The organism is Streptomyces griseoaurantiacus, from assembly GCF_036189845.1.
GTDB lineage: Bacteria > Actinomycetota > Actinomycetes > Streptomycetales > Streptomycetaceae > Streptomyces > Streptomyces griseoaurantiacus.
This window is the reverse complement of record NZ_CP108326.1, coordinates 2,396,988-2,421,512: the sequence shown is the minus strand read 5'-3', so window position 1 is coordinate 2,421,512 and position 24,525 is coordinate 2,396,988. Positions and strand designations below refer to the sequence as shown.

Annotated in this window: 20 protein-coding genes; 14 read left to right on the top strand and 6 right to left on the bottom strand. The window is 73.0% G+C overall.

Annotated elements, in window-relative coordinates; all coding sequences use genetic code 11:
- Positions 1–360: 360 nt before the first annotated feature.
- A complete protein-coding gene (locus tag OHB09_RS10785) occupies positions 361–1,200 on the top strand; it encodes an alpha/beta fold hydrolase (RefSeq protein ID WP_328921890.1) in 840 nt (279 codons plus the stop codon).
- A complete protein-coding gene (locus OHB09_RS10780; RefSeq protein ID WP_006137314.1) occupies positions 1,193–1,756 on the top strand; it encodes a TetR/AcrR family transcriptional regulator in 564 nt (187 codons plus the stop codon). Before OHB09_RS10785 ends, OHB09_RS10780 begins: the two co-directional genes overlap by 8 nt.
- A 39-nt stretch (positions 1,757–1,795) precedes the next feature.
- Here the strand turns inward: OHB09_RS10780 and OHB09_RS10775 are convergent, their stop codons facing one another.
- Positions 1,796–5,134 carry a S8 family serine peptidase gene (locus OHB09_RS10775; protein ID WP_328921889.1) on the bottom strand — a complete coding sequence of 1,113 codons (3,339 nt, stop codon included), beginning with the start codon at positions 5,132–5,134 and terminating at the stop codon, positions 1,796–1,798.
- Between the two features lie 200 nt (positions 5,135–5,334).
- Here OHB09_RS10775 and OHB09_RS10770 point away from each other — a divergent pair, with 200 nt between their 5' ends.
- Positions 5,335–5,793: an NUDIX hydrolase gene (locus tag OHB09_RS10770; protein WP_328921888.1), complete on the top strand. Its 459-nt coding sequence runs from the start codon at positions 5,335–5,337 to the stop codon at positions 5,791–5,793.
- 98 nt (positions 5,794–5,891) lie between these two features.
- On the opposite strand, the gene OHB09_RS10765 is transcribed toward OHB09_RS10770, so the two are convergent.
- Positions 5,892–6,995 carry a hypothetical protein gene (locus tag OHB09_RS10765; protein ID WP_328921887.1) on the bottom strand — a complete coding sequence of 368 codons (1,104 nt, stop codon included), beginning with the start codon at positions 6,993–6,995 and terminating at the stop codon, positions 5,892–5,894.
- A gap of 262 nt (positions 6,996–7,257) precedes the next feature.
- Positions 7,258–9,834, bottom strand: coding sequence for an aminopeptidase N (gene pepN / locus OHB09_RS10760; RefSeq protein WP_328921886.1), 2,577 nt, complete (start codon positions 9,832–9,834; stop codon positions 7,258–7,260).
- Between the two features lie 236 nt (positions 9,835–10,070).
- On the opposite strand from pepN, the gene OHB09_RS10755 reads away from it, so the two are divergent.
- The gene (locus tag OHB09_RS10755) at positions 10,071–10,811 is read left to right on the top strand and encodes a mycothiol-dependent nitroreductase Rv2466c family protein (protein ID WP_213088166.1); all 741 of its coding nucleotides are present in this window, start codon (positions 10,071–10,073) and stop codon (positions 10,809–10,811) included.
- A gap of 58 nt (positions 10,812–10,869) precedes the next feature.
- On the opposite strand, the gene OHB09_RS10750 is transcribed toward OHB09_RS10755, so the two are convergent.
- Together OHB09_RS10750 and OHB09_RS10745 are read right to left on the bottom strand one after the other, a co-directional pair.
- Positions 10,870–11,094: a hypothetical protein gene (locus OHB09_RS10750; protein ID WP_006137323.1), complete on the bottom strand. Its 225-nt coding sequence runs from the start codon at positions 11,092–11,094 to the stop codon at positions 10,870–10,872.
- Positions 11,095–11,370: 276 nt separating this feature from the next.
- Positions 11,371–12,012: a superoxide dismutase gene (locus OHB09_RS10745; protein ID WP_234527561.1), complete on the bottom strand. Its 642-nt coding sequence runs from the start codon at positions 12,010–12,012 to the stop codon at positions 11,371–11,373.
- Between the two features lie 346 nt (positions 12,013–12,358).
- Here OHB09_RS10745 and OHB09_RS10740 point away from each other — a divergent pair, with 346 nt between their 5' ends.
- Positions 12,359–12,934, top strand: a complete 576-nt coding sequence (locus OHB09_RS10740) for a biotin transporter BioY (RefSeq protein WP_006137327.1) — start codon at positions 12,359–12,361, stop codon at positions 12,932–12,934.
- A gap of 95 nt (positions 12,935–13,029) precedes the next feature.
- Here the strand turns inward: OHB09_RS10740 and OHB09_RS10735 are convergent, their stop codons facing one another.
- Complete coding sequence (locus tag OHB09_RS10735) at positions 13,030–14,472, bottom strand: amino acid permease (protein ID WP_191853066.1); 1,443 nt, start codon at positions 14,470–14,472, stop codon at positions 13,030–13,032.
- A 321-nt stretch (positions 14,473–14,793) separates the two neighbouring features.
- Between OHB09_RS10735 and OHB09_RS10730 the strand changes: the two genes are divergently transcribed.
- From OHB09_RS10730 to OHB09_RS10690, 9 genes are all read left to right on the top strand, one after another.
- Positions 14,794–15,279, top strand: a complete 486-nt coding sequence (locus OHB09_RS10730) for a ribose-5-phosphate isomerase (RefSeq protein ID WP_006137329.1) — start codon at positions 14,794–14,796, stop codon at positions 15,277–15,279.
- 219 nt (positions 15,280–15,498) lie between these two features.
- Entirely contained in the window at positions 15,499–16,311 is an 813-nt protein-coding gene (locus OHB09_RS10725; RefSeq protein WP_234527563.1) for an Fpg/Nei family DNA glycosylase, read from the top strand.
- Between the two features lie 234 nt (positions 16,312–16,545).
- Positions 16,546–17,721, top strand: a complete 1,176-nt coding sequence (locus OHB09_RS10720) for a PP2C family protein-serine/threonine phosphatase (protein WP_006137334.1) — start codon at positions 16,546–16,548, stop codon at positions 17,719–17,721.
- A gap of 60 nt (positions 17,722–17,781) precedes the next feature.
- Positions 17,782–20,187 (top strand): ADP-ribosyltransferase, encoded by a 2,406-nt coding sequence (locus tag OHB09_RS10715; protein ID WP_328921885.1) that lies wholly within the window; start codon positions 17,782–17,784, stop codon positions 20,185–20,187.
- A 46-nt stretch (positions 20,188–20,233) separates the two neighbouring features.
- The gene (locus OHB09_RS10710) at positions 20,234–20,635 is read left to right on the top strand and encodes a hypothetical protein (RefSeq protein ID WP_006137336.1); all 402 of its coding nucleotides are present in this window, start codon (positions 20,234–20,236) and stop codon (positions 20,633–20,635) included.
- Positions 20,636–20,725: 90 nt separating this feature from the next.
- The gene (locus OHB09_RS10705; RefSeq protein ID WP_328921884.1) at positions 20,726–21,220 is read left to right on the top strand and encodes an HD domain-containing protein; all 495 of its coding nucleotides are present in this window, start codon (positions 20,726–20,728) and stop codon (positions 21,218–21,220) included.
- A 119-nt stretch (positions 21,221–21,339) separates the two neighbouring features.
- Entirely contained in the window at positions 21,340–21,675 is a 336-nt protein-coding gene (locus OHB09_RS10700; protein WP_006137338.1) for a hypothetical protein, read from the top strand.
- 186 nt (positions 21,676–21,861) lie between these two features.
- Entirely contained in the window at positions 21,862–23,217 is a 1,356-nt protein-coding gene (gene eccD, locus OHB09_RS10695) for a type VII secretion integral membrane protein EccD (protein ID WP_006137340.1), read from the top strand.
- 82 nt (positions 23,218–23,299) lie between these two features.
- Positions 23,300–24,508: a MinD/ParA family ATP-binding protein gene (locus tag OHB09_RS10690; protein ID WP_093589347.1), complete on the top strand. Its 1,209-nt coding sequence runs from the start codon at positions 23,300–23,302 to the stop codon at positions 24,506–24,508.
- The last annotated feature ends 17 nt before the right edge of the window (positions 24,509–24,525 follow it).

Sequence of the window (24,525 nt, the reverse complement as noted above, 5' to 3'; positions counted from 1 at the left end):
GCTACTCGGCTGACTCGGCTGACTCGGACTGCTCAGCTCGCTGGGCGTTCCGACGGCGCTTCCCGGCCGCGCCACGTGGGGTGACACGCGGCCCGGCCACCCCATCATGCGGTGCTGCCCGGGCCGTATGTCCAGTTTCTTTACCGTCCTGCCCGGGGAGTGGGACGAGGCCCCCTCCCGGACGGGCCGGGAATCCCGCGGCGTGCCTACCCGGCGACCCCCGCCGCACGCGGAACTGTGACGGACGCCTCGGCCGCGGCCCACCGCCCGGCGCTCAGGAGCGCCAGGGCAGTTGACACGGTTGGCTAATGGGCTTAGCTTTTAGTTAATCGCATTAGCCAAACGGCTGGAGGACAGGTCATGACCGAGTTTCTTTCCGTGGACGGCGGCACCCTGGCGTACGAGGTCGCGGGGGAGGGGCCGCTCGTCGTACTGGCGCACGGGGTGGCGGACAGCCGCTTCGCCTACCGGGCCGTCGTCCCCCGGCTGGTGGCGGCCGGCTACCGGGTGGCCGCCGTCGACCTGCGGGGCTGCGGCGAGTCCAGCGTCGACTGGCCGTCCTACACCCGCACCGACGTCGCCGGCGACCTGATCGCCCTCGTCCGGCACCTCGGCGGACCCGCCGTCCTCGTCGGGCACTCCTTCTCCGGCGGCTCGGCCACCATCGCCGCCGCACAGGAGCCTGAGCTGTTCACCGGCGTCGTCGAGCTGGCGCCGTTCACGCGCGGGCTGTCGGTGAGCCTCGGCGCCTTCTTCACGGTCGGGCGGTACCGCAAGGGCATGCTGCGGCTGCTCGGGGCCGGCATGTTCGGCAGCGTGCGGCTGTGGCGCGCCTACCTGGAGGTGTCCTACCCCGGCGGCGTCCGTCCGGCCGACTGGGAGCGGCGGACGGCACGCATGGACGCGCTCATGGGCGAGCCGGCCCGGATGAAGGCCTTCAAGGCCATGGGTCGCAGCGCCCCGACCGACGCCGGGGCGCGGCTCGGCGACGTCCGCTGCCCGGCGCTGGTCGTCATGGGCACGCTCGACCCGGACTGGGCCGACCCGCGGGCCGAGGGCGAGGCGATCCTCGCGGCGCTGCCGGACGGCCTCGGCCGTCTGGAGATGATCGAGGGAGCCGGGCACTACGCCCACGACCAGTACCCTGACCGGGTGATCTCGCTGCTGCTGCCCTTCCTCGCGGAGAACGCCCGTGCCTAGGGCGGGCCTGGACACGGCGGCCGTCGTCGCGGCCGGCGCCGACCTGGCCGACGAGGTCGGGGCGGGCCGCCCCACGATGGCCATGCTGGCCGAGCGGCTGGGGGTGCGCACACCCTCCCTGTACAAGCACGTGGCCGGGCAGGAGGACCTCAACCGGCGCATCGCCGCCCTGGCCATGAGCGAGGCCGGCGAGGCGGTCGGCACCGCCGTCCAGGGCCGGGCCGGCCGGGACGCCCTGGCCGCCGCGGCCCGCGCCTTCCGGACCTACGTCGTCGACCATCCCGGCCGGTACGGCACCACGATCGGCATGGAACCCACAGGGCCCGAGGACCCGCTGGCCGCGGGATCCCGGCGGGTGCTCGAACCGCTCCTCGCGGTGCTGCGCGGCTACGACCTCCCCGAGACCGACGAGACCCACGCGCTGCGGATGCTGCGCAGCCTGTTCCACGGCTTCGCCACCCTGGAATCGGCGGGCGGCTTCCAGTGGAGCACCGACATCGACGAGAGCTTCGAGTGGCTCATCGACTTCGTCGACCGGGGGCTGCGCTCCGGATGAGCGGGCGGGAGCGGGGAGAGCCCCGCCCCCGCCGCGTGCTTACGGAACCACCTTCACGATGCTGACGCTGCCGGACCCGGCGACCGTGCCCCGGGCGTTCACCAACTGCACCCGGCCGAAGAACTCCCGGCCCTCGGGTGCCGCGGCAGCCGCCGTGACCTGTGCCTTCACCGTCGCCGACGCGCCGGTGCCGAGCTTCACGGGGGCGGCGGAGTCCACCGTCACCGTGCCGAGCGAGGACGAGAAGAACACGTCCCGGTAGTCGTACGCGGTCGTCCCGGCCGGCACCGAGTAGCCCTCGACCTCGATCGTGTAGGTCCCGGCGGCCGGCTTCGGCATCGACACCGACTCCTCCGAGTCACCGTCGGCCGACTGCGCGACCCGCGTGCCCGCGGCGTCGTACACCGCGAGGTCCAGGTCGGCCCCGGTGTCCGAGGTGGAGCCGATCGCCACGTCGAGCGAGGCGGCGCCCTCGGGCACCACCACGGTGGTGGTCCGGGTCTCGCCCTGCGCGATCGAGGGCCGGTCCGAGAGGGAGGAGCCGAGCGGCCCGCCCGTCAGAGTGCCCTGCAGCGCCGCGAACCTGTTGGTGACCTTCCACGAGGCGGTGGCCGGCGTGCCGACCTTCGCCTCGGGCACGGTCACCGTCGCCGGGTCGAACACCGCGCCGAGCACGGTGACGTCCAGCTTGTAGGGGTTGTCCAGGAGCGGCGAGGTGCGCCGCGCCTCGACCTCGATCTCCCACACCCCGGCCTGGGGGGCGGGGTAGGACCGCGCGTCGGGCCGGCAGCCGTTGCCGTCGAGGTAGTTGTTGTAGCAGTACGGCGTGGACGTCTCGTCCTGCGGGACGCCGTAGGGGTGGATGCTGATGAACCGGGTCTGGCTCTTGTCCCGCAGCCCGCCGATGGCGACCTCCAGCGAGGTGGCGCCCTCGGGCACGGTGAGGAAGTAGGAGCGGGTGGCGTTGCGCTGCACCGAACCGGAGGCGGAGTAGGTGTACTTCACCGGCGAGGAGACCACGACGGTGGTCATGATCTGCTGGTCGGTGCCCTCCGTGCGCGGGTCGTCGACCTCGAGGATCGCGCTCTTCAGGCCCGCCGACCTCGGCGTCGCCCGCACCTTCACGGTGACCGGCCGGTTCAGCGGCAGCCGCACCTGCGGGGAGCCGGGGAGGCGGAAGGTGTGCGTGGCGTCGTTGGCGAACCGCAGCCGGTGCGTGACCGCGCCCGAGGGCCCGGAGGTGCGGGTGACGGTGACGTCGTAGGTCCGGCTCTGCCCGGCCTCGAGCCCGCCCTCGCGGTCGTACAGGCCGGTGCCGAAGCCCGGGGTCTGCAACGCGTAGTCGATCGCGGTGTCGACCGGCGCCTTCACCGTGTACGTGTGGGTGCTCGCCCCCTTGCGGATCGACCGCCAGGCGGCGACGACGTCCATCAGGCCCGCGCCCTCCTCGTACGCCTGGACGCCGCTGATGTGGCGGGCGGTGGAGGTCAGGGCGGTGCGCAGGGTGGCCGGCGTCAGGGCGAGGTGCTTCCGCTTCGCCGCGCTGAGCAGCAGCGCGGAGGCGCCGGCGGCCTGCGGGGAGGCCATCGAGGTGCCCTGGAGCATCGAGTAGCCGGCCGGCAGGGAGTACCCGGCCTCGGGCACCGGGGAGCCCGGCAGCCAGGTCTGGGTGGTGTTGATGGCCGCGCCCGGCGCGGTCAGCGTCGGCGTGAAGCCGCCGTCCTCGCGCGGGCCGCGCGAGGAGAAGGGCATCATCGCGTACCTGGTGGTCACCGCGGAGCCGTAGTTGGCCGCCCAGGTCTCGCGCGAGACGGAGGCGCCGACGGAGATCACCTTGTCGGCCAGGCCCGGGTCGCCGATCGTGTTGGCGCCGGGACCGGAGTTGCCCGCGGAGATCACGAGCTGGACGCCGTAGGTGTCGATGAGCCGCGTGTACATCGTGGCGCGCGCGTTGCTGCCGTCGTTGAGCGCGGGCAGACCGCCGATGGACATGTTCACGATGTCGACGCCCCGGTTGGCGACGAGGTCGATCATGCCCTCGGTGAGCGCCACGTTGGTGCAGCCGCCGGTCCAGGTGCAGGCGCGCGAGGAGACGATCCGCGCGCCCGGCGCGGCGCCGTTCATGCGCCCGCCGAACAGCCCGTTGGCGGCGGTGATGCCGGCGACGTGGGTGCCGTGCTCGGACTCGATGACGCCGATGTTGACGAAGTCCGCCTTCTTGCCGACCCAGGTCCCGCCGTAGGGGTCCATCGGCACGTCCTTGCGGACCTGCACGACGAACGGCTGCCGCTCGGCCACGTCGGTCTTCGGGTCGTCGGTGCCGAAGTACCCGACCTGGTGGCCGTCCTTGTACGGCCGCATCGGGGTGTCGTCGGAGAAGTTCCCGTTGTCGTTCAGGTCGACGCGGACCGTGCCGGCCGCCGGGTCGTACAGCACGCCCCAGGAGTCGGTGGTGTCGCCGTCGCGGTTCGCGTCGCCCTTGGCGTCGCCGCCCGCGGTGGAGGACTCCTTGAAGGTGCTCACCTGGTACGAGCCGGCCGGCGCGGTGTAGGTGCGCCCCCCGTAGGTGAAGGTGGGCCCGGAGACCGCGTTGACCATGGGGCGCCAGGTCTGGTCGCTGTCCACGATCGGGTCGGTCGCGGTCACCCAGTCGACGATCTTCCGCTCGCCGGTGGTGGTCCGCTGCAGCGCCGGGTGGCCGAGGTCCACGCCGGAGTCGAGGATGCCGATGGTGACACCGCGTCCGTCCGCCTTCGGGTTCTGCCGGACGAAGTCGACGGCACCGGTCTCGAAGGACGGGTTGTACGGGTTGACGGCGGGGGTCTTCCGGTCCGGCGCGGGGTAACTGCGGCCGGTGGTCCTTCGGTTGGCGCCCTTGGCGGCCTTCGCGGTGTCCGCGCCCGGCGTCGGGTCGTCGAGGGCGATCTCCTGCCGCAGGTCGATCGCGTGCACCGAGGACAGCTCGGTGGCGGCGGCGATCGCCGCGTCCGCCTTCGCGGTGGGGACGGTGGCGCGCACGTACCCGAGCTTGTCGTAGGCGCGGCCCACGGAGCCGCCCTTGACCGCGTCGAGTTCCCCGGCGACCTGCTCGGTCTTCCCGGGGGTGGTGGCGACCATCATGGTGACGGTCTTGTCGCCCTTCGCCTTGGCCCGCGCCAGCAGGTCGGCGTCCTCGGAACCCAGCTTGGCGGGACCGGACTTGACGGGGGTCCCGGCCGGGTCGGCCGGGTCGGGGGCGGCTGTGGTGGTGTGGCCGGCCGCGACGGCCAGGGGTATGGGCCCCGCCGCGGAGAGCGCGGCCACCAGACCGGCGGCCACGGCGATACGGACCGCGCGTCTCGCGCCCGATATGGGGGCGCGCTGAGGGTCGGAGGTCATTCGGCATCCCTTGTAGGTCAAATGAACCGAAGTGGGCCGCTCAGATCTACCCGAGCACGGGTTGTTTGGGGAGAGTCGACCGGACGATGACGCGTTCATGGCGTACTTCCGCCATACGCCATCGGGGAGTTACCGGGCGAAGCGGGCGGTACCGCCCGTCCGGCGGCGTGCTTTCGGCCGCCGGACCGTACCGTCACCGCATGCGGAGGAACGTGAGGGTGGCGGCGTACGGCGTGTGCGTCCGGGACGGGCGGGTTCTGCTGGCCCGGCTGAACATCGCGGGCGCCCCGCCGCAGTGGACGCTGCCGGGCGGCGGGACGGAGCACGGGGAGGACCCGTACGACACCGTGGTGCGGGAGGTCGAGGAGGAGACGGGGTACCGGGTGGAGCCGGTGGCCCTGCTGGGTGTCGAGTCGGCCCGGCGGACGTTCCCCCGGCGGGGCCTGCGGCGGCCCGTCGACCACATGGCGGTGCGGCTGCTGTACGAGGTGCGGATCACCGGTGGCGCACTGCGCCCGGAACCCGACGGCTCGACCGACCTGGCCGCCTGGCACGACCTGACGGCGGTGGAGCCCCTGCCCCGCGTCCCCTACGTGGACACCGCCCTGCGCCTGTGGCGCGAGCGCCCCCCGACGGGCCGCGCGGGGGACCGGCGGTGACGGGACGTCCGTCGGCCCGTCACCCCGTCACCCCGTCACCCCGTCATTTTCGTCGCCTTGGTCGCTCCCGCCGCCCCCTCGTGTGACCGCCGGGGGACTCACCTGGGCAGCACCACGATGTACGCGGGCGGCTGCCGGTCCGTCGCGGCCATCAGCGCCGTGCGGACCACCGTCGCCTGCTGCTCCGGCGCGTCCCGCAGCTTCTTCGGGGTGAGGTGGACGACGGTGACGCCGAGCCGCTCCAGGTCCTCCCGCTTGCGGGCGTACTCCGACCAGGCGGTCTCCTCCTCCGGGCGGGCGGCGCCCTGCGCATCCCCGTGGCGTGGGGCCCGGGTGTCCAGCTCCACGGCGACCGCGGCCTGCGGCCAGTAGGCGTCCACCCCGCCGAGCTGCGGGCCGCCGGGCAGCCGCAGGTCCACGTTCCACACCGGGTCCGGCAGCCCGTACTCCGCGACCATCCGGTACAGCCGCTCCTCGGCGAGGGTCCGGCCCTCGGCGAGCAGCGCGTCCACGGCGTCCACCACGTGCGGCCGGGTCAGCAGCCGCGCCTGCGTCAGCTCCCGCACGGCGGCGGCCGGTTCGCAGTGCCCGCCGCGCACCGCCTCGGTCAGCAGCCGGCGCACGGTGGTGGCGTCCGAGAGGTGCGCCACCGCGTCGGCCAGCGCGCGCGGCACCGGGGCGACGGGCACGCCGGTGACCCGCTCGGCGAGCGGCAGCACCGAGGTGCGCAGGATGCGGGCGCAGCCGACGCTGCGCAGCCGGCGGGTGCGGGGGACCAGGACGTCGATGCGGTCCAGGGAGGACAGCGGCGGGGAGGCGGTGAAGCCGTGCAGGGTGAGCGCGGCGAGTCCGGTGACCATCACCTCGGCCTCCGGCACCGGGCGCGGGCCGCCGGACTCCTCGGCCTCCTCGGCGCCCGGCTGCTGCGGGATGCCGGGCACGGTCCGCTCGGCCTCGCCGGTCCGCGTGCGGTGGGCGTAGAGCAGGACGGCGTGCAGCCGCTCCTCCGAGGTGGGCGGACCGGGGTGCAGCAGGACGACACCCGGCAGGAGCTGCTGCCAGGAGCCACCGGGCCGGCAGTGCCCGTCGGTCTCGGCGGCCCCGACGCCGTGGGCGCGGAGCTGGGCCGTGGACAGCACGCGGGGGCGGGTGGCGGAGAGGTGCTGGAGCGGGCGGGGGGAGAGGGGGGTGTTGTGCGTCATGCCGGGGAGTTTCCCGGCCCGGATCCCTCCGATAACCGCTGTTACGCGTCCGTCGACGAACCAGGACAAGCCCGCACTAAAGGACAGATGTTCGAGGTCCGAAGGCGCTGGTCCCACCGGGCGGCCGCCCGGGTCACGGCCCCGGCGTCAGGGTTGCGTAACACCCCGCCGTCCACGGCGGGTTGACGCCGGGACAGGGGTCCGGGCGGCGGCCGCCCCGGGCCGCGCGGAGCACGGTGGCCGGGGCGGTGCCGCCCTCCGGTCAGCCCGCGGCGGCCGCGTCGCGGGCCTGGCCGCGCAGGCCGCGGGCCAGGTCGTCCCGCGCCTCCAGGACCAGGCGGCGCAGCGCGGGGGCGGCGTCCTCGTGGGCGCCGAGCCACGCGTCCGTCGCCGCCAGCGTCTCCTGCGAGGCCTGCAGCGAGGGGTACAGGCCCCGGACCACGTCCATCCCGATCTGGATCGAGCGCTCGGCCCACACCCGCTCGATCACCTCGAAGTACCGCCCGGCGTACGGCGCGAGCAGTTCGCGCTGGGAGGGCTGCGCGAAGCCCGCGATCGTCGCCTCCACCAGGGCGTTGGACAGCGTCTCCGACTCCACCACCTGCTCCCAGGCCCGCGCCTTCACCTCCGCGGAGGGACGCGCCGCCAGGCACCGCACCTCGTGCCGCTTGCCGGACGCGGTGTCGTCGCGGGCGAGTTCCGCCGCGAGCGCCGCCTCGTCCACGACGCCGTGCGCGGTCAGCGGCTCCAGGAACGTCCAGCGCAGCTCCTGGTCCACCTCCAGGCCGTCGATCTTCTCCGTGCCGTCGAGCAGCCCGCGCAGCACGGCGAGGTCGGCCTCCCCCTCGGCGGCCGCCGCGAAGAACCGCGCCCAGGTGAGCTGGTGCTGGCTGCCCGGCTCGGCCGCCCGCAGTTCGCGCAGCGCGCCTTCCGAGAGCAGCCGGGCGCCCGTCGCGCGCCACTCGGGCGCCACGTAGTGCGTGAGCGCCGACTCCGCCCACGCGTGCAGCATCTGCAGCACGCCGATGTCCGACTCGCGGCCCGCGAAGCGCAGCACCAGGTCGACGAAGTCCCGCGCGGGCAGCAGCGCGTCCCGGGTGAGGTTCCACAGCGCCGACCAGCACAGCGCCCGCGCGAGGGGATCGGTGAGGTCGCCGAGGCGTGCGCGCAGGGTGGCCAGCGAGGTCTCGTCGAAGCGGATCTTGCAGTAGGTCAGGTCCTTGTCGTTGACCAGCACCAGCTCGGGCGCCTGTTCCCCGGCGAGTTCGGCGACCACCGTGCGCGGCCCTGCGACGTCCGCCTCGGCGCGCGCGTACCGCACGAGCGCCCCGCCCTCGGCCCGGTACAGGCCGATCGCCACGCGGTGCGGGCGGATCGTCGGGTGCGACTCGGCCGCCTCCTGCACCACCGCGAGCTCCTCCACCCGCCCGTCGGTGCTCAGCAGCACTTGCGGGGTGAGGGAGTTGACGCCGGCGGTCTGCAGCCAGGCGCGCGACCACTCGGTCATGTCGCGCCCGCTGGTCTCCTCCAGGACGGCCAGCAGGTCGCCGAGCCGGGTGTTGCCGTACGCGTGCCGCTTGAAGTAGCGCCGGGCGCCCTCCAGGAAGGCGTCCTGCCCCACGTAGGCGACGAGCTGCTTGAGCACGGAGGCGCCCTTGGCGTACGTGATCCCGTCGAAGTTGAGCTTGGCGTCCTCCAGGTCGCGGATGTCGGCCGTGATCGGGTGGGTGGAGGGGAGCTGGTCGGCGCGGTAGGCCCAGGCCTTGCGGCGGTTGGCGAAGGTGATCCAGGCGTCCTCGAACCGGGTCGCGCCGACGTTGGCGAAGGCGCCCATGAAGTCGGCGAAGGACTCCTTGAGCCACAGGTCGTCCCACCACTCCATGGTCACGAGGTCGCCGAACCACATGTGCGCCATCTCGTGCAGGATCGTGTTGGCGCGGCCCTCGTAGGAGGCCCGCGTCACCTTGCCGCGGAAGATGTACTCCTCGCGGAAGGTCACCAGACCCGGGTTCTCCATCGCGCCGAGGTTGTACTCGGGCACGAACGCCTGGTCGTACTTGCCGAAGGGGTACGGGTGGTCGAAGCGGTCGTGGAAGAAGTCCAGGCCCTGCTTGGTGATCAGGAAGACGTCGTCCGCGTCGAAGTGCTTGGCGAGCCCCTTGCGGCACAGCGCGCCGAGCGGGATCTCCAGCCGCGTGCCGTCCTCGAACGTCCGCTCGTAGCGGTCCGTCACATAGTGGTAGGGGCCGGCGACGACGCAGGTGATGTACGTGGAGATCGGCTTGGTCTCGGCGAAGCGCCACACCCCGTCCCGCAGGTCCCCGGCGCCGTTGCTCCACACCGTCCAGCCCTCGGGCGCCCGCACCTCGAAGCGGAACGGGGCCTTGAGGTCGGGCTGTTCGAAGTTGGCGAAGACCCGGCGGGAGTCGGCGGGCTCGTACTGCGTGTAGAGGTAGACCTCGCCGTCCTCGGGGTCGACGAAGCGGTGCATGCCCTCACCGGTGCGGGAGTAGGCGCACCGCGCGTCCACCACCAGCTCGTTCTCGGCGGCCAGGTCGTCGAGGCGGATGCGGCTGCCGTCGAAGACCTCGCCGGGGTCCAGGTCGCGGCCGTTGAGGGAGAGCGCGGTGACGCTCGGGGCGATCAGGTCCGCGAAGCTCGACGCGCCCGGCTCGGCGCAGCGGAAGCGGAGCGTGGTCACGGAGCGGAAGGTGCGCGGCCCTTCGGCGGGTGCCTCGCCGAGCGCGGAGCGCAGGTCGAGCGACACGTCGTACCCGTCGACGGACAGCAGTGCGGCCCGCTCCCGGGCCTCGTCGCGGGACAGGTTCTCACCGGGCACGGGCGGCACTCCCTCGGTATGTCACGGCATGGTCCGGCGGGTCGTCTCGGATGCCGGACACACAAGTACAGGAGCGATCCTGCCATGCGCCCCTGACATCGGGCACCGGGGAATGTCCGGCACGTCCCGTCATGTTGCGCCAGGGAAGACCGCCGACTCCCCACCGGGCCGCTCGCGGCCCGTTCGGCACCCCGTGTGCGGCGACACCGCCGTACGACCGCTTTTCGAGGAGACCCATGTCCGAGACGCACGATGTGCACGAGGCCACTGACACGAGTCAGGCTCCCGGGACGGAGGTGACCGCGGTGACTGCCGGGACGGCCGCCGGCGGTCCCTCGGACAGGACCCCGGTCGACTTCTGGTTCGATCCGCTGTGCCCCTGGGCCTGGATGACCTCCCGCTGGGTCCTGGAGGTCGAGAAGGTCCGCGACATCGAGGTCCGCTGGCACATCATGAGCCTGGCGGTCCTCAACGAGAACAAGCTCGACACCCTGGACGAGGGCTACCGCGAGACGATGACCACCCGCGCCTGGGGGCCGGTCCGGGTCGTCACCGCCGCCTGGCAGAAGCACGGCGCCGAGGTGCTCGGCCCGCTCTACACCGCGCTCGGCACCCGTATCCACAACCGCGGCGAGGGCACCACCCGCGAGGCGCTCACCGCCGCGCTCGCCGACGCCGGACTCCCGGCCGACCTGATCGACTACGCCGACCAGGAGGACTTCGAGTTCGAGGCGCAGCTCCGCGCCTCGCACAAGGAGGGCATCGACAAGGTCGGCCAGGAGGTGGGCACCCCGGTGATCGCGGTCCCCGGCCCGGACGGCGAGGAGATCGCCTTCTTCGGCCCGGTCGTCACCCCCGCCCCCCAGGGCGAGGAGGCCGCCCGCCTCTGGGACGGCACGCTCGCTGTCGCCTCGGTCCCCGGCTTCTACGAGATCAAGCGCACCCGCACCAAGGGCCCCGACTTCAGCAACCTCTGACGGGACGGCGGGGGCACCGCCCGGGCGGTGGTGCCCCGCGGTGCCCCCGCCGGCGCGCTCAGAGGCCCTCGGGCAGGCTCGCCCCGGTCTTCCAGCGGTCCTTGCGCTGCACCCGTCGGCAGCTGCCCCGGGTGCAGCGCTGGTAGGCGGCCGGACGGAAGGGCGTCTCCTCGGGGAAGAGCGCGAGCACCGCGAGCTCGGCGGGGCCGTACTCCTTCTCCTCCAGGTCCCTGAACCACTTCAGGTCGCTCCCGGGACATGTCGGACAGCGCACCCACGGCATGGCGTCTCCCCCCGCTCCGGGCGGCGTCGGCGCGCCGCCTGTCCGGAAGCGTACGGTCGCGGGACACCCGCCAGGAGCCCGGAATCGGTCCGACCGGGGACGCGATCCGGCATCCGGGACCGCCGGGGCCGCCGGACCGCCGGCGCCGTGGGGGGCCATGAGGGCCGTCGAGACCGGAAACCCCCCGGGAGTCACGTCCTCCCGGGGGGTTTCCTCTCCGCGCCTGCCCGGTGAACGGTGAGAAGACGATCACGAGCAGGCCGCCTCAGTGTGCCCTCAGGGCGCGAGCAGGAGAACGTCCGTGCGCGACTTCGCCGCCGCGTACCGCCGGGCGACGTCCTGCCAGTTCACCACCCGCCACATCGCCTCGACGAAGTCGACCTTCTGGTTGCGGTACTGCAGGTAGAAGGCGTGCTCCCAGGCGTCGAAGACCAGCAGGGGCGTCGCGCCCTGGCCCACGTTGCCCTGGTGGTCGTAGACCTGTTCGACGATCAGCCGCCCGCTCAGCGGCTCGTACGCGAGGACGCCCCAGCCGGAGCCCTGCGTCGTGGCCGCCGCCTTGGAGAGCTGAGCCTTGAAGGAGACGAAGGAGCCGAACGACTCGGCGATCGCCTCGGCCAGCTCGCCCACGCCGTCCGCCGCCAGCGGCTCCCCGCCGCCCTCGCCCGTCATGTTCTGCCAGTAGATCGAGTGCAGGATGTGGCCGGACAGGTGGAAGGCCAGGCTCTTCTCGAGCCCGTTGACCGAGCCCCACCGCTCCGTCTCCCGCGCCTCGGCGAGCTGCTCCAGCGTGTCGTTGGCGCCCTTGACGTAGGCCGCGTGGTGCTTGTCGTGGTGCAGTTCGACGATCTCGGGGCTGATCACGGGCGCGAGGGCCGCGTAGTCGTACGGCAGTTCGGGCAGCGTGTAGACGGGCATGGGCGATCGATCCCCTCGGGCCTTTATTGCACATTACTTGCAACTGCACGCTAGCAGCAACAAGTGGGTGCGGTGGGCCCCCGGCCGTGGGCGGGAGGAGCGGCGCGCGGGCGGGCGCCGGGGCGGGCCTTGGAAGATCCCCACAGTCCGCCGGTGTGCGCCCGGCACGTCCCCATCGCCCTCGCCTCCGTGATCAGGGTCACGCCCGGCGAGGTGTGAGGCACTGTCTTTGTGCGGTGTCCATCAACTCCGTGTTCCCCGCTTTGTCGACGGTGACGGTGTAGGTCCGGGCATCCACCGGATAGCGTCACGGTGTCCCGAACCGTCCTCACCCGCGGAGTCCCCCATGAGCACCGCCGCTCTCGTTCGCCCCGGCCAGGTCCTCGCCGACCTGCTCCCCTCCACCCGCGTCCGGGACGCCGTCCTCGTGACCGGCGGCGCCGTGCTCACCGGGCTCGCCGCCCAGATCGCCGTCCCCGTCCCCGGCTCCCCGGTGCCGGTGACCGGCCAGACCTTCGCCGCCCTCCTGGTCGGCACCTCGCTCGGCGCCCGCCGCGGCTTCCTCTCCCTCGCGCTGTACGCGCTGGCCGGCGTCGTCGGCGTGCCGTGGTTCGCGGGCGGCGGCTCCGGAGCGGGCGCGCCCTCCTTCGGCTACGTCCTCGGCATGCTGCTCGCCTCCCTCGCGGTCGGCGCCCTCGCCCGCCGCGGGGGCGACCGCTCGGTGCTGCGCACCGCCGGCACGATGCTGGTGGGCGAGGCGATCATCTACGCCGTCGGCGTGCCCTACCTGGCCCTGGCGACCGGCATGTCCGCCTCCGCCGCGATCGCGGCCGGACTGACCCCGTTCCTGATCGGCGACGCGCTCAAGGCCGCGCTCGCGATGGGCGCGCTGCCGGCGGCCTGGCGGCTGGCCCGGCGCTGAGCCGTACGCCGTACGGCCGATCCGTACGGCGAAGGACGACAGGAGGGGCGGGAGCCGCGCACGGCTCCCGCCCCTCCGCGTGTCTCTGCGCCCGGTCAGGCGTCCACGGCCTCGCGCCGGCCGCGCAGCCGCTCCTTGACCACCGCGACGATCAGCACCCCCGCCGCCACCGCGAGCGACAGCAGCACCGTCTCGCGCCCGTCGTGCTCGGTGTCGGTCAGCATGTAGCCCAGGACGAAGACGATCAGCGCGGCCGTCGCCCACGTCAGGTACGGGTACAGCCACATCCGCACGACCAGCCGCTCCGGCGCCTCGCGCTGGATGATCCGCCGCAGCCGCAGCTGCGAGAAGCAGATCACCAGCCACACGAAGAGCGCGACCGCCCCGGAGGAGTTGACCAGGAACAGGAAGACCGAGTCCGGGAACTCGTAGTTGAAGAACACCGCCACGAACCCGAAGACCACCGAGGCGATGATCGCCGTCCGCGGCACCCCCCGCCCCGTGGTCCGGGCGAAGGCCTTCGGCGCGTCGCCCCGCTCGCCCAGCGAGAACGCCATGCGGGAGGCGGTGTAGAGGCCCGAGTTCAGGCAGGAGAGCACCGAGGTCAGCACGACCACGTTCATGAGCTGCCCGGCGTGCGCGATGCCGAGCGAGTCCAGCGCGGCGACGTAGCTGCCGTCGTCGGTGATCGACGTGTCGTTCCACGGCACCAGGCAGACGACGACGGCGATGGAGCCGAGGTAGAACACGGCGATCCGCCAGATGATGCTGTTGGTCGCCTTGGTCACCGCCCGCTGCGGGTCCTCGGACTCGCCGGCCGCCAGGGTCGGGATCTCGCTGCCCATGAACGAGAAGACGACCAGCAGCACACCGGTGAGGATCGCGCCGGGCCCGTGCGGCAGGAAGCCGCCGTGCTCGGTGAGGTTGCCCAGACCCGCCCGGTCGGTGTGGACGCCGGGCAGCACCCCGAACACGGCCAGCCCGCCGACGACGATGAACGCGGCGATCGCGACGACCTTGATCCCGGCGAACCAGAACTCGAACTCGCCGTAGGAGCCGACCGAGGCCAGGTTGGTCGCGGTGAGGATCAGCATGACGATCAGGGCCCAGCCCCACTGCGGCACCGCCGGGATCCAGCCCGCCAGGATCGTCGCCCCCGCGGTCGCCTCGACGGCCAGGACGACCACCCAGAAGAACCAGTACAGCCAGCCGATGGAGAAGCCGGCCCAGCGGCCCAGCGCCCGGTCGGCGTGGGCCGAGAACGAACCCGAGGTGGGATTGGCGGCGGACATCTCACCGAGCATCCGCATCACCAGCACCACGAGCACGCCGACGAGCGCGTACGACAGCAGGATGCCGGGGCCGGTCGCGGCGATGCCGGTGCCGGAGCCCACGAAGAGGCCGGCGCCGATCACGCCGCCGATGGCGATCATGGTGAGGTGGCGGTTCTTGAGTCCCGCCTGGAGCCCGGTGCCGGTGCCGGGGCCTTTGGGTGCCGGATCGCTTCCGGAGGTCTCCAGGGTCGGCTGCGAGGTCATGCGCGTCTTCCTTTGCGCCGGGGCCGGGGTGGGGCCGGGGAGTAGGGCTGTCGACTTCCCCCGGGGCGCGGAGATCATCCCGCGCTTCACCAGGGGTGCACGAACGCCGCACTGCCGGGACACGTGCGAGGGGTGCGGGGAGCGGCCCGCCGTGCGAGCGGCGCACGAGCCGGACCAGTGAATCCCAGGTCGGTGCTCGGTGGAACCTGCGTTTTGGACATTTTACAAGCGTCTTACCTGCGCTTCCGTGGCGCGTCTCACAGTTTGGGTGTGCGGTACCCGGCAGACCGGGGTGCGCGGGCCCGTGCCACACTCGGAGGCATGCGCGTCTATCTCGGCTCCGATCACGCCGGTTACGAACTGAAGAACCACCTCGTCGAATGGCTCAGGGCGGCGGGACACGAGCCCGTCGACTGCGGGCCGCACGTCTACGACGCCCAGGACGACTACCCGCCCTTCTGCCTCCGCGCGGCGGAGCGCACCGCGGGCGAGCCCGGCTCGCTCGGCGTGGTGATCGGCGGCTCCGGCAACGGGGAGCAGATCGCGGCGAACAAGGTGAAGGGCGTGCGCGCGGCCCTCGCCTGGAGCGAGGAGACGGCCGCCCTGGGGCGGCAGCACAACGACGCGAACGTGATCGCCGTGGGCGCGCGGATGCACTCCCGCGAGGAGGCGACGAAGTTCGTCGAGACCTTCCTCGCGACCCCGTTCTCGGGCGACGAGCGGCACATCCGCCGCATCGACATGCTCTCCGCCTACGAGACCACCGGCGACCTCCCCCCCGTCCCCCCGCACCACCCCCAGCCCTGACGCCGGCGCGCGCCCCGGCCCCTCTCCCACCGGGGCGCCCCGCAAGGGACGCGGGGAACTGCGCGCCCGGCCACGACGGCGCCGCAGTGATCCACACACCCGCCACCCCCGTCAGGGGCGCGGGAACTGCGCGACCGGCCATGACGGCCCCACAGTCATCCACACACCCGCCCCCCCCCGAGCTGTCCGCAGGACACCCCCACCCCGCCGGAGGCCCCCGTGCCGGAAGGGCACACCATCCACCGCCTGGCCCAGGACTACGCCCGCTTCACCGCCCGCACGGCCCTCCGCGTCACCAGCCCCCAGGGAAAGTTCGCCGACGCCGCCGCCCTCCTGGACCGCACGGAGCTGACCGCCACCGAGGCTCACGGCAAACACCTGTTCCTCGGCTTCGCCGCCACCGGCTGGGTCCACATCCACCTCGGCCTCTTCGGCAAGGTCGCCTTCGGCGACGCCCCCGCACCCCCGCCCACCGACACCGTGCGCCTCCGCCTCGCCGACGAGACCGCCTACGTCGACCTCCGCGGCCCCACCACCTGCGCCCTGATCACCGAACCCGAGAAGCGGGCGATACACGCCCGCCTCGGCCCCGACCCGCTGCGCGCGGACGCCGACCCCGCCGTCGCCTACCGCCGCATCTCCCGCAGCCGCACCACGATCGCCGCCCTCCTCATGGACCAGAAGGTCGTCGCCGGCGTCGGCAACGTCTACCGCGCCGAGGTCCTCTTCCGGCACGGCATCGACCCCTACCGCCCCGGCCGGGACCTCACCCCCGCCGCATGGGACGCCCTGTGGGCCGACCTCGTCGACCTGATGCGCGAGGGCGTCCGCCACAACCGCATCGACACCGTGCGCCCCGCCCACACCCCCGAGGCCATGGGCCGCCCCCCGCGCGTCGACGACCACGGCGGCGAGGTGTACGTCTACCGCCGCGCCGGCCAGGCCTGCCACCTGTGCGGCACCCCCGTCCGCACCGCCGCGCTCGCGGGCCGCAACCTCTTCTGGTGCCCCACCTGCCAGAGCGTCCCGTAACGTCCGTCCGGACGCCTTCGACACCCGGGGCCGGTCCACGCACGCCGCCCCAACTCCCGTACGTACAGCACGTGATCGACCGCCCCCGCACCATCTATCGGGGCAATCCCGTACGGGAGAGGTCATTTCCCTCACCGAACAGGGCCCCGCGCCCTGTGAAGTTGGGCGCTCGGACGAGGGACAAGTGGTACCTCCCGTGCCAAGCACCTGGTCCGATGGATAGGGTCCCGAGCAATGGCAGCAGGACGAGAGCGGCGAGCGGCCGCCGATACGTTCCCGGCCCGGGTGAAGAAGCAGTGGCACCGGGCCCGCGTCGGGCTGCGCCGCTCCGCCGTGGACTACTTCCGCGGGGACGGCTCCGACTGGATCGCCCTCATCGGACTGATGCTGACCGTCCCCGTCATCGCGGCGACCACGATGGCCAACTCGGTCTGGTGCTCCCCGGCCGTCCTCGTCCTGCCCATCGTCGCCGGAGGACTGCTGCTGCGGCCCTCCAGCCTCCTCGCCCTGTACGCGGCCGCCGCCACCGCGCTGATCGTCGAATCCGTCCAGCTCGGCCCCTACACCCAGGGCCCCTCCCGGGTCACCCCCGGCGTCGTGCTGGTCGTCGCCGCCTGCGGCTTCTTCGGGCTGCTCATCGCACAGTTCCGCAGCCGCGTCGGCGTGCCCTGGCGGCGCGGCGGCACCATGCTCTTCGACCTGCGCGAACGCATCCGGGTGCAGAGCAAGCTGCCCAAACTGCCGATGGGCTGGCACCGCGAGATGGCGCTGCGCCCGGCCGGCGGGCAGTCCTTCTCCGGCGACTTCGTGGTCGCCGCCCGCACCAACGGGGGCCGCACACTGGAGGTCGTCCTCACCGACGTCTCCGGCAAGGGCATGGACGCGGGCTCCCGCGCCCTGCTGCTGTCCGGCGCCTTCGGCGGCCTCCTCGGCTCCCTCCCGCCGCACGCCTTCCTCCCCGCCGCCAACGGCTACCTCCTGCGCCAGGACTGGGAGGAGGGCTTCGCCACCTCCATCCACCTCGTCCTCGACCTGGACTCCGGCGACTACGAGCTCTACTCCGCGGGCCACCCGCCGGGCCTCCAGCTCAGCGCCGGCAGCGGCCGCTGGGAGGAGAAGTCCGCGGAGGGCCCGCTGCTCGGCGTGTACGACGGCGCCCAGTTCGACTCCGTGAAGGGCACGTTGCGCCCCGGGGACGTGCTGATGCTGTTCACCGACGGCCTCGTGGAGACCGCGGAACGCGACATCGCCGAGGGTATGGACCGTCTCACCGGCGAGGCCGACCGCTATGTCGCGGGCGGCTTCCGCGGGGCCGCCTGGCACCTCATCGAGGCGGTCGCCAAGGACGTCAACGACGACCGGGCGCTGCTGCTGATCTGCCGTGAGGGCCCGACGGCACCGTCCCACTGACCGTCCTCCGCCTCGGCCTCCTCCGCCCGGATTGCATGAGCAATCGCGGAGTTGATAGAGATGGCTCCGCGCACGGCACGGAGCAAGGACGAGGGAACCGGCACGGGGGCGAGGTACGCGGTGATCAGTCCGGAGAAGATTCCGCAGTTCACCGGTGATCTGGCACAGCTGGAGAAGGACTACGGCGACCTGCGGACGGACGCCTCGCACCTGCGCTCGACGGGCGCGGACGTCCACTCGCGGTTCCAGGGCCTGTCCGCGTACTACGAGGCTCCCGAGGCGGAGCAGTTGTTCGCGTCGACGAAGCCGGTGAAGGACCGTGCGGACGACTTCGCGACCGACCTGGAGACGGTCTCCTCCGCCCTCTCCTCCTACACCACGGAGGTCCGGCCCCTGGCGAAGAAGCTGGCCGACCTGAAGGTCCGGGCGACGACCTTCGTCAACTCCGTGAAGGACGACGAGGACTGGCAGTACGACGAGGACAAGGTCGAGGAACACAACGGCATCCGCGACGAGATCACCGAGACGGTGGCGGCCTTCTGGGCGGCCGAACGGACCTGCCACAACAAGATCACCGCGATCTTCGGCGGCACGCAGATGGTCGCGGGCGACGGCTCGGACCGCAAGGACCAGTACGGGTTCGCCGCGGACGACATGAAGAACGCGAAGCTGCCGTGGGGCGACCCGGTCGAGGAGAAGCACCACCTCTGGGAGGTCGGCCACTGGGTCAAGTCCTTCGTCTGGGACGGCCTGATCGTGGACGGCGTCTGGGGCACCATCAAGGGCCTCGGCACCCTGGTCGGCTTCGGCGGCTGGGAGGCGATGGGTCAGGCATGGAAGGGCCTCGCCCAGCTCGCCACCGGGCTGGCGATCTCCTCCATCCCGGGCGTCGGCAACGCGTTCTGGACCCTGCCCGACGAGAAGCTTCCCTCCTGGCTGCGGGACTCCCGCACCGCCGTCAAACAGACCGGCAAGGCGCTGGTCGCGTGGGACGAGTGGGGCAAGAACCCCGCGCGGGCGGCCGGCGCGGTCACCTTCAACGTCGTCACGACCGTCTTCACCGGCGGCGCGGGGGCGGCGGCCTCGGGCGCGGGCAAGGCGGGCGCGGTCGCCAGGGCGCTGTCCGTGGCGGGCAAGGCGGGCAAGGTCATCGACCCGATGACGTACGTCATGAAGGGCGCGGGCGCCGGCCTGTCGAAGATCGGCGACGTCACGAGCGCGCTGAAGGGCGTCGGCAAGATCGACGTGCCGAGCCTCCCCGACGGCTCGGTGCACCTGCCCGACGGCCGCATCCTCGACCCCCAGGGACACCTCACCACCCCCGACGGCGTCGTCGACACGACCCCCGTCCCCCACGAGGCCGCCCCGGGCCTCCCGGCCCACTGGACCGTCCCGGCCCAGTCCGCCCACGTACCGGGCGCGCCCGCCCTCCACGCCGCCGACACGGCCGGCACGTACGGCCCCACCCACTACGCCCCCGAACCCCCGGCCCCGCACACCCCCCACGAGCCCCCGGCGGGCCCCCCGCACCCCACCCACGAAACGCCCGCCGGCGGCCACGGGGGCGAACACCAGCACGGCGGTGACCATCCTCACGGGGGTGACCATCCTCACGGGGGTGACCATCCTCACGGGGGTGATCACGATGTGGCGGGTCACGGGGACGACGCCGGCCAGGCGGTCGACACCCACCAGATGCCGGACGCGGTGGCCCACCACGGCCCGGAGAACCCCCCGCCCCCGGGCCACACGGCCCCGGACACCCCGGGCCACGGCGCCCCCGGCGAGCCGTTCGAGTACCGGCCTGCCATGTCCGACGCGGATTTCGACGCCCTCAGCAACGCCGAGAAGCACGCGGTCGCCGAGGCGGAGCTGGCCCGTGGTACCAATCCCGCGCCCAGCGTCAGCGACGAGGCCGGGCTGGCGTACGGCAACGCGTACTGGAACGATTTCCTGGACGACCTGCCGGACGAGTCGCGCCAGGCGTTGAGGACCTACAGCGGCAACGACTACGACCTGATCAACGGGCACCTGCGCGCCGGCGATCCGCTGAGTGCCGAACTCAAGAACACCATCGCTGAGATGGACGAGGTCATGGACACTCGTCCCGTGCCCGAGGACGTGATGATCGTCCGCGGCACGGCCGTCGATTACGTCAAGGTCAACGGCCGTCCGATCGACACGCCGTTCGACATGGTCGACGGTGTCTTCGGCGACAAGGCCTTCACCTCCACCGCATTGGGTCGGACACCGCCCCCGCCATTCGACGGAAAACCGGTGTGGATGCACCTCCGAGTACCGAAGGGCACTCCCGCCCTCTGGATCGATCACCTGTCCAAGTACCCCGGGGAGCGTGAGCTGTTGCTGGCCAGGGGCTCCGAGTACAAGGTGACGCGCGTCTTCTTCGACGAGGCGCAGAACAAGTGGCACCTCTACGGCGAGGTCCTTCCGCGGCCGAAGCCGTAGGCGCCCCGCGTTGAGAATCGAGCACAGTCAGGGGATCGTGAGTCTCATGAGCAGCGAACGACCGATCAATCCGCGCTTCGCCGAGGACGTGCACTTCGACCTCGTGACGCGGTCCTCGGCGCGGTACGAGAGCTGGACCGACAAACCGGTGCGGTATCTCACCGTGGTCGACAAGGAAGGCGGAGCGGTCCTCGGGTATCTCTGGGCGAGCGACGAGGACGATGCGGCCGCATGGGTACCGCGCGGGGACGCGGGAGGACGCGCCCTCGCCGAGGGCGGTCACTGGTACGCCCGGCTCAAGGAAGCCAAGGGGCGGGGCATCCCCCCCTCCCAGGCCCTCTCGGAGATGTTCTCCAGCCCCGAGGGCAACCGTGGACGCGTCCTTCCGGGCTCACTGACCGACGCGCCCAGCGCCGATGCCGTGAAGGCATTGGCCGCCCACGCCTGACCCCCCGTTCCCCCCACCGCTTTCGCCCCGGGCTGTACCTCTCGCTTACCCATGCCTTATGTTGCAGGGGCAAAGCGAGGGGGGAGCCGTATGCCGTACGAGGGGCACCGGCAGGGGCGCGCGGAGGCGTGTGAGGGCGGGTCGGCGCTCGCCGAGGTCGAGGCCGTGGCGCGGGCCGCGCACGCCGCGCAGCGCGACAAGGCCGGGCGGCCGTACGCCGAGCACCTGCAAGCCGTGGCGGAGGGCGTACGGGCCAGGGGAGGGGCGGACGACCTCGTCGCCGCCGGCTGGCTGCACGACGCGCTCGAGGACGGCGTCCTCGACGAGTCCTGGCTGGAGGCGGCCGCACTGCCGCAGCGGACCAAGGACGTCGTACGGGCCGTCACCAAGCGGCCCGGCGAGGCCCCGGAGGCGTACGCGCGACGCATCCTCGCCACCCCGGGCGCCCGTCTGGTCAAGGCCGCGGACCTCGCGCACAACGCCGACCCCGCCCGGCTCGCCGTCCTCGACGAGCCGACCGCCCGCCGGCTGACCGCCAAGTACGCCGCGATGCGCGGGTATCTCGGCTTGACGGCCGAGGACTGACGGCCGAGAACTGACCGCCGAGAACTGACGAGAGCACGCCGGACGGCACGCACCGGACGGACCACACGCACCAGACGGACGACACCGGACCACACGGACTACACGGGACACGACGACTGATGGCACGGGACTACGACAGCCAGTTGCTGGAGTCGGTGGCGGTGCGCCGGCGCCGGATGCGCGACGCGCTGCTGTTCGGCGCGCAGCGCGGCCGGCGCACGGTGGACGAGCGGCTCGGCAAGGTCTTCGCGGGCATCGCGATCGCGGCCGTCCTGTGCGCCGGGTGCGTCGGCTGGTCCTTCCTCCAGGCCACGCTGGACAAGCAGAAGGCCGAGAAGAAGAAGCAGGAACAGCAGCAGGAGCAGCTCTACAACCCGTCCGGGGCGAGCGAGTCGCCCACGCCCTCCGGCGGCGCGAAGAAGGGCGCCGGCAAGGACGGGGACGGGCAGCGGTGAACCGGGCCGGCGACGGAAAGGGCACACGGGGGTCATCATGGGGATGGGCATGCGCACGTCAGTGGTGAGGCCCGCGGCCGGGGCGGCGGCACGCGCACCCGACGTCCGTACCACCGGTTCCGCAAGCGACATGTTCACGCCATCGGCGCACCGTGGCCGAAACTACACGATGATAGGTTCCCGCACGTGGTGAGCACAGCAACGACGTCCCGGGCCCAGCTCAGCAGGGTCACCCTGGTCGGCGAGCGACGGCGAGCCGACATCGTCCTGCCCTCGGACACACCGATCGGCCAACTGCTGCCCGACATCCTGCAGTTGCTGGACGACCGGGCCGCCTCGCGGCCCATGACCCGGCAACTGATCACCTCCGACGGCTCGGTCCTGCCGCACGACGCCACGCTCTCCTCCGAGGGCGTGCCCGACGGCGCCGTGCTCCAGCTCGTGCGCGCGCACGCCGCACCGCCCGCGCCCGTCGTGCACGACGTCACCGACCAGGTCGCCGACGACCTCGATCTGCGCGCCTGGCGCTGGCGCCCCGCCGCCCGCCGGGCCACCGCGGGCACGGCCACGGTCGCCTTCGCGGTGGTCACCGCCGTCCTCGCGCGCCGCGAGTTCGCGCTGACCACCCTGGCCGGCGTCCTCCTCGCCGCCACCGCCGTCTTCCTGCTCGCCGGCGCCGCCGTCGCGAAGATCGGCAAGGGGAACCAGGGCCTGGCCACCGCGCTCGTGCTCACCTCCGGCGGGCTCGGCCTGCTGGCCGCCTGGACCCTCGCCGACGCCCACCACTGGGAGGCGACCGCACGGCTGGCCGCCGTCGGGGCGGCGCTGGTGCTGATGCTCCTGCTGCTCGCCTTCTTCTCGCCGCTGGGCCGCGGCGGGCTCATCGGCGCGGGCGCGGTCGCCGTCATGGCCGCCGTGTGGGAGGCCGTCGCCGCCGTGCAGGACCGCTCCGACCGGCTCGGCGCGGTGATGGCGGTCTTCTCCGTGATCCTGCTCGGACTGCTGCCCCGGTTCGCCCTGATGGCCTCCGGGCTCACCGGGCTCGACGACAAGCGCTCCGGCGGCGTCTCCATCAGCCGCCACCAGGTGGCCAACGCGCTCGCCGCCACCCACCGCGGCCTCGCCCTCGCCACCGTCGTGACGGCCGCCTCGGCCGCGGCCGGCGGCTGGCTGCTGACCACCGCGGGGAAGCCGACGCCGTGGAGCGTGGCGCTCGCCTCGCTCACCGCCGTCGTCCTGCTCTCGCGGGCCCGGGCCTTCCCGCTGGTCGCCGAGGTGGTCGCGCTGTTCGCGGCGGCCGCGCTGCTGGTCGTACGGCTCACCGTGGTGTGGACGGACCACGCGGGCGGTGCCGGACCGCTCGTCGTGCTGTGCGCGGCCGCCGTGCTGCCGCTGCTCGTCCTCGCGGTGCAGCCGCCGGAGCACGTGCGGGTGCGGCTGCGGCGCACGGCCGACCTGATCGAGTCCATCGGCGTGATCGGGCTCTTCCCGCTCGCCGTGGGCGTGTTCGGCATCTACGGGCAACTGCTCGACAAGTTCTGACGCGGACCGCCGCGCGCCCCCGGGCAGGACACGGGGCGCGCGGGGCGGAGGCGGAGGCAGAGGTACAGGGGAGAAGGGCGACATGCCGAACGGCGACAACTGGCAGAGCGACGTGCTGCGCGACCTGAACGGCGGCGCCGCGTCCGCGCAGGGCGCGCAGCCCGGCGCGGGCGCGCAGCCCCCGGCGGGTGCCGGCGCGCCCGCCCCCGGCACGCCCGGACCGGCGCCCCACCCGCAGCAGGCCCACGTCCCCCCGCAGAACCCCCCGCATCCGCAGAACACGCCGTACCCGCACACCCCCCAGCCCCCGCAGGCACAGGCCCGCCCCTCCGCCGGGCCGGGCGGACCCGCCGGGGCCGCCCGCCCCCGCACCCCCGACTCCCGTCCCGTCGTGGAGAAGGACCTCGTCGCCGCCGGTCTCAAGCCCCGGCACGGCGAGTCCCTCACCGCCCGCGCCCTGCGCGCCGTCCGCCGCACCGTCTCCTCCTCCGCCGCCCGCGAGGTGGCCCGCAGCACGGCCACCGCCGAGGTGCTCCAGCAGGCGGTCACCACCGGACGGCAGATCGCGGTCACCTCCATCCGCGGCGGCGCCGGCAAGACCACGGTCGCCGCGCTGCTCGGCACCACCTACGCGCACTACCGGCACGACCCCACCCTGCTCATCGAGGCCGACCCGGCGCTCGGCTCCCTGCCGCTGCGGCTCGGCGCCCAGTCGCTGCGCTGGACCACCGGGGACGTCGCCGGCATCGTCGAACCGCAGATGTCGCTGCTCGACGTCACCGGCTACCTCGTCCAACTGCCCGACAACGCCTGGCTGCTGCCCGGCAGCCAGGGCCAGATCGGCGCGATGCTCGACCTGCGCTCCTACGAGAAGGTCATGGTCTCGCTGCGCCGCTACTTCGGCGTCACCGTCGTCGACTGCGAGACGCTGCCCGCCGAGGTGGCCCGCGTCGCGCTGTCCGCCGCCCAGGCCCGGGTGCTCGTCGCGCCCGCCACGCTGGAGGGCGTCGCCAGCACCTACGCCGTCCTGGAGTGGGTGCGCGGGCTGCCCCGGCACGTCATCGCGGGCACCATCGTCGTCCTCACCGAGACCGCCCCGCACACCGGCCTCGACCTCGACGCGGCCACCGCCAAGCTGACCGCCACCGGCGCGGGCGTCCACGTCCTGCCCTACGACCGCCACCTCGCGGCCGGCGGCACCATCCGCACCGAACTCCTCGCGCACGCGACCCGGCAGTCCGCCACCCAGCTGGCCGCCGACGTCTTCCAGCTCTCCCAGAAGCGCCGCTGACCGAAGAAGGGGGAGGC

What these genes read in the sequence shown, in the direction of transcription:
- OHB09_RS10740 (WP_006137327.1), top strand. Translation starts at nt 12,359, where the DNA reads ATGAGCACCGCCGCTCTCGTTCGCCCCGGCCAGGTCCTCGCCGACCTG.
- OHB09_RS10755 (WP_213088166.1), top strand. Translation starts at nt 10,071, where the DNA reads ATGTCCGAGACGCACGATGTGCACGAGGCCACTGACACGAGTCAGGCT.
- OHB09_RS10745 (WP_234527561.1), bottom strand. Translation starts at nt 12,012, where the DNA reads ATGCCCGTCTACACGCTGCCCGAACTGCCGTACGACTACGCGGCCCTC.
- OHB09_RS10770 (WP_328921888.1), top strand. Translation starts at nt 5,335, where the DNA reads ATGCGGAGGAACGTGAGGGTGGCGGCGTACGGCGTGTGCGTCCGGGAC.
- OHB09_RS10730 (WP_006137329.1), top strand. Translation starts at nt 14,794, where the DNA reads ATGCGCGTCTATCTCGGCTCCGATCACGCCGGTTACGAACTGAAGAAC.
- OHB09_RS10735 (WP_191853066.1), bottom strand. Translation starts at nt 14,472, where the DNA reads ATGACCTCGCAGCCGACCCTGGAGACCTCCGGAAGCGATCCGGCACCC.
- OHB09_RS10710 (WP_006137336.1), top strand. Translation starts at nt 20,234, where the DNA reads ATGAGCAGCGAACGACCGATCAATCCGCGCTTCGCCGAGGACGTGCAC.
- OHB09_RS10775 (WP_328921889.1), bottom strand. Translation starts at nt 5,134, where the DNA reads ATGACCTCCGACCCTCAGCGCGCCCCCATATCGGGCGCGAGACGCGCG.
- OHB09_RS10720 (WP_006137334.1), top strand. Translation starts at nt 16,546, where the DNA reads ATGGCAGCAGGACGAGAGCGGCGAGCGGCCGCCGATACGTTCCCGGCC.
- OHB09_RS10700 (WP_006137338.1), top strand. Translation starts at nt 21,340, where the DNA reads ATGGCACGGGACTACGACAGCCAGTTGCTGGAGTCGGTGGCGGTGCGC.
- OHB09_RS10785 (WP_328921890.1), top strand. Translation starts at nt 361, where the DNA reads ATGACCGAGTTTCTTTCCGTGGACGGCGGCACCCTGGCGTACGAGGTC.
- OHB09_RS10715 (WP_328921885.1), top strand. Translation starts at nt 17,782, where the DNA reads ATGGCTCCGCGCACGGCACGGAGCAAGGACGAGGGAACCGGCACGGGG.
- OHB09_RS10705 (WP_328921884.1), top strand. Translation starts at nt 20,726, where the DNA reads ATGCCGTACGAGGGGCACCGGCAGGGGCGCGCGGAGGCGTGTGAGGGC.
- OHB09_RS10765 (WP_328921887.1), bottom strand. Translation starts at nt 6,995, where the DNA reads ATGACGCACAACACCCCCCTCTCCCCCCGCCCGCTCCAGCACCTCTCC.
- OHB09_RS10690 (WP_093589347.1), top strand. Translation starts at nt 23,300, where the DNA reads ATGCCGAACGGCGACAACTGGCAGAGCGACGTGCTGCGCGACCTGAAC.
- OHB09_RS10750 (WP_006137323.1), bottom strand. Translation starts at nt 11,094, where the DNA reads ATGCCGTGGGTGCGCTGTCCGACATGTCCCGGGAGCGACCTGAAGTGG.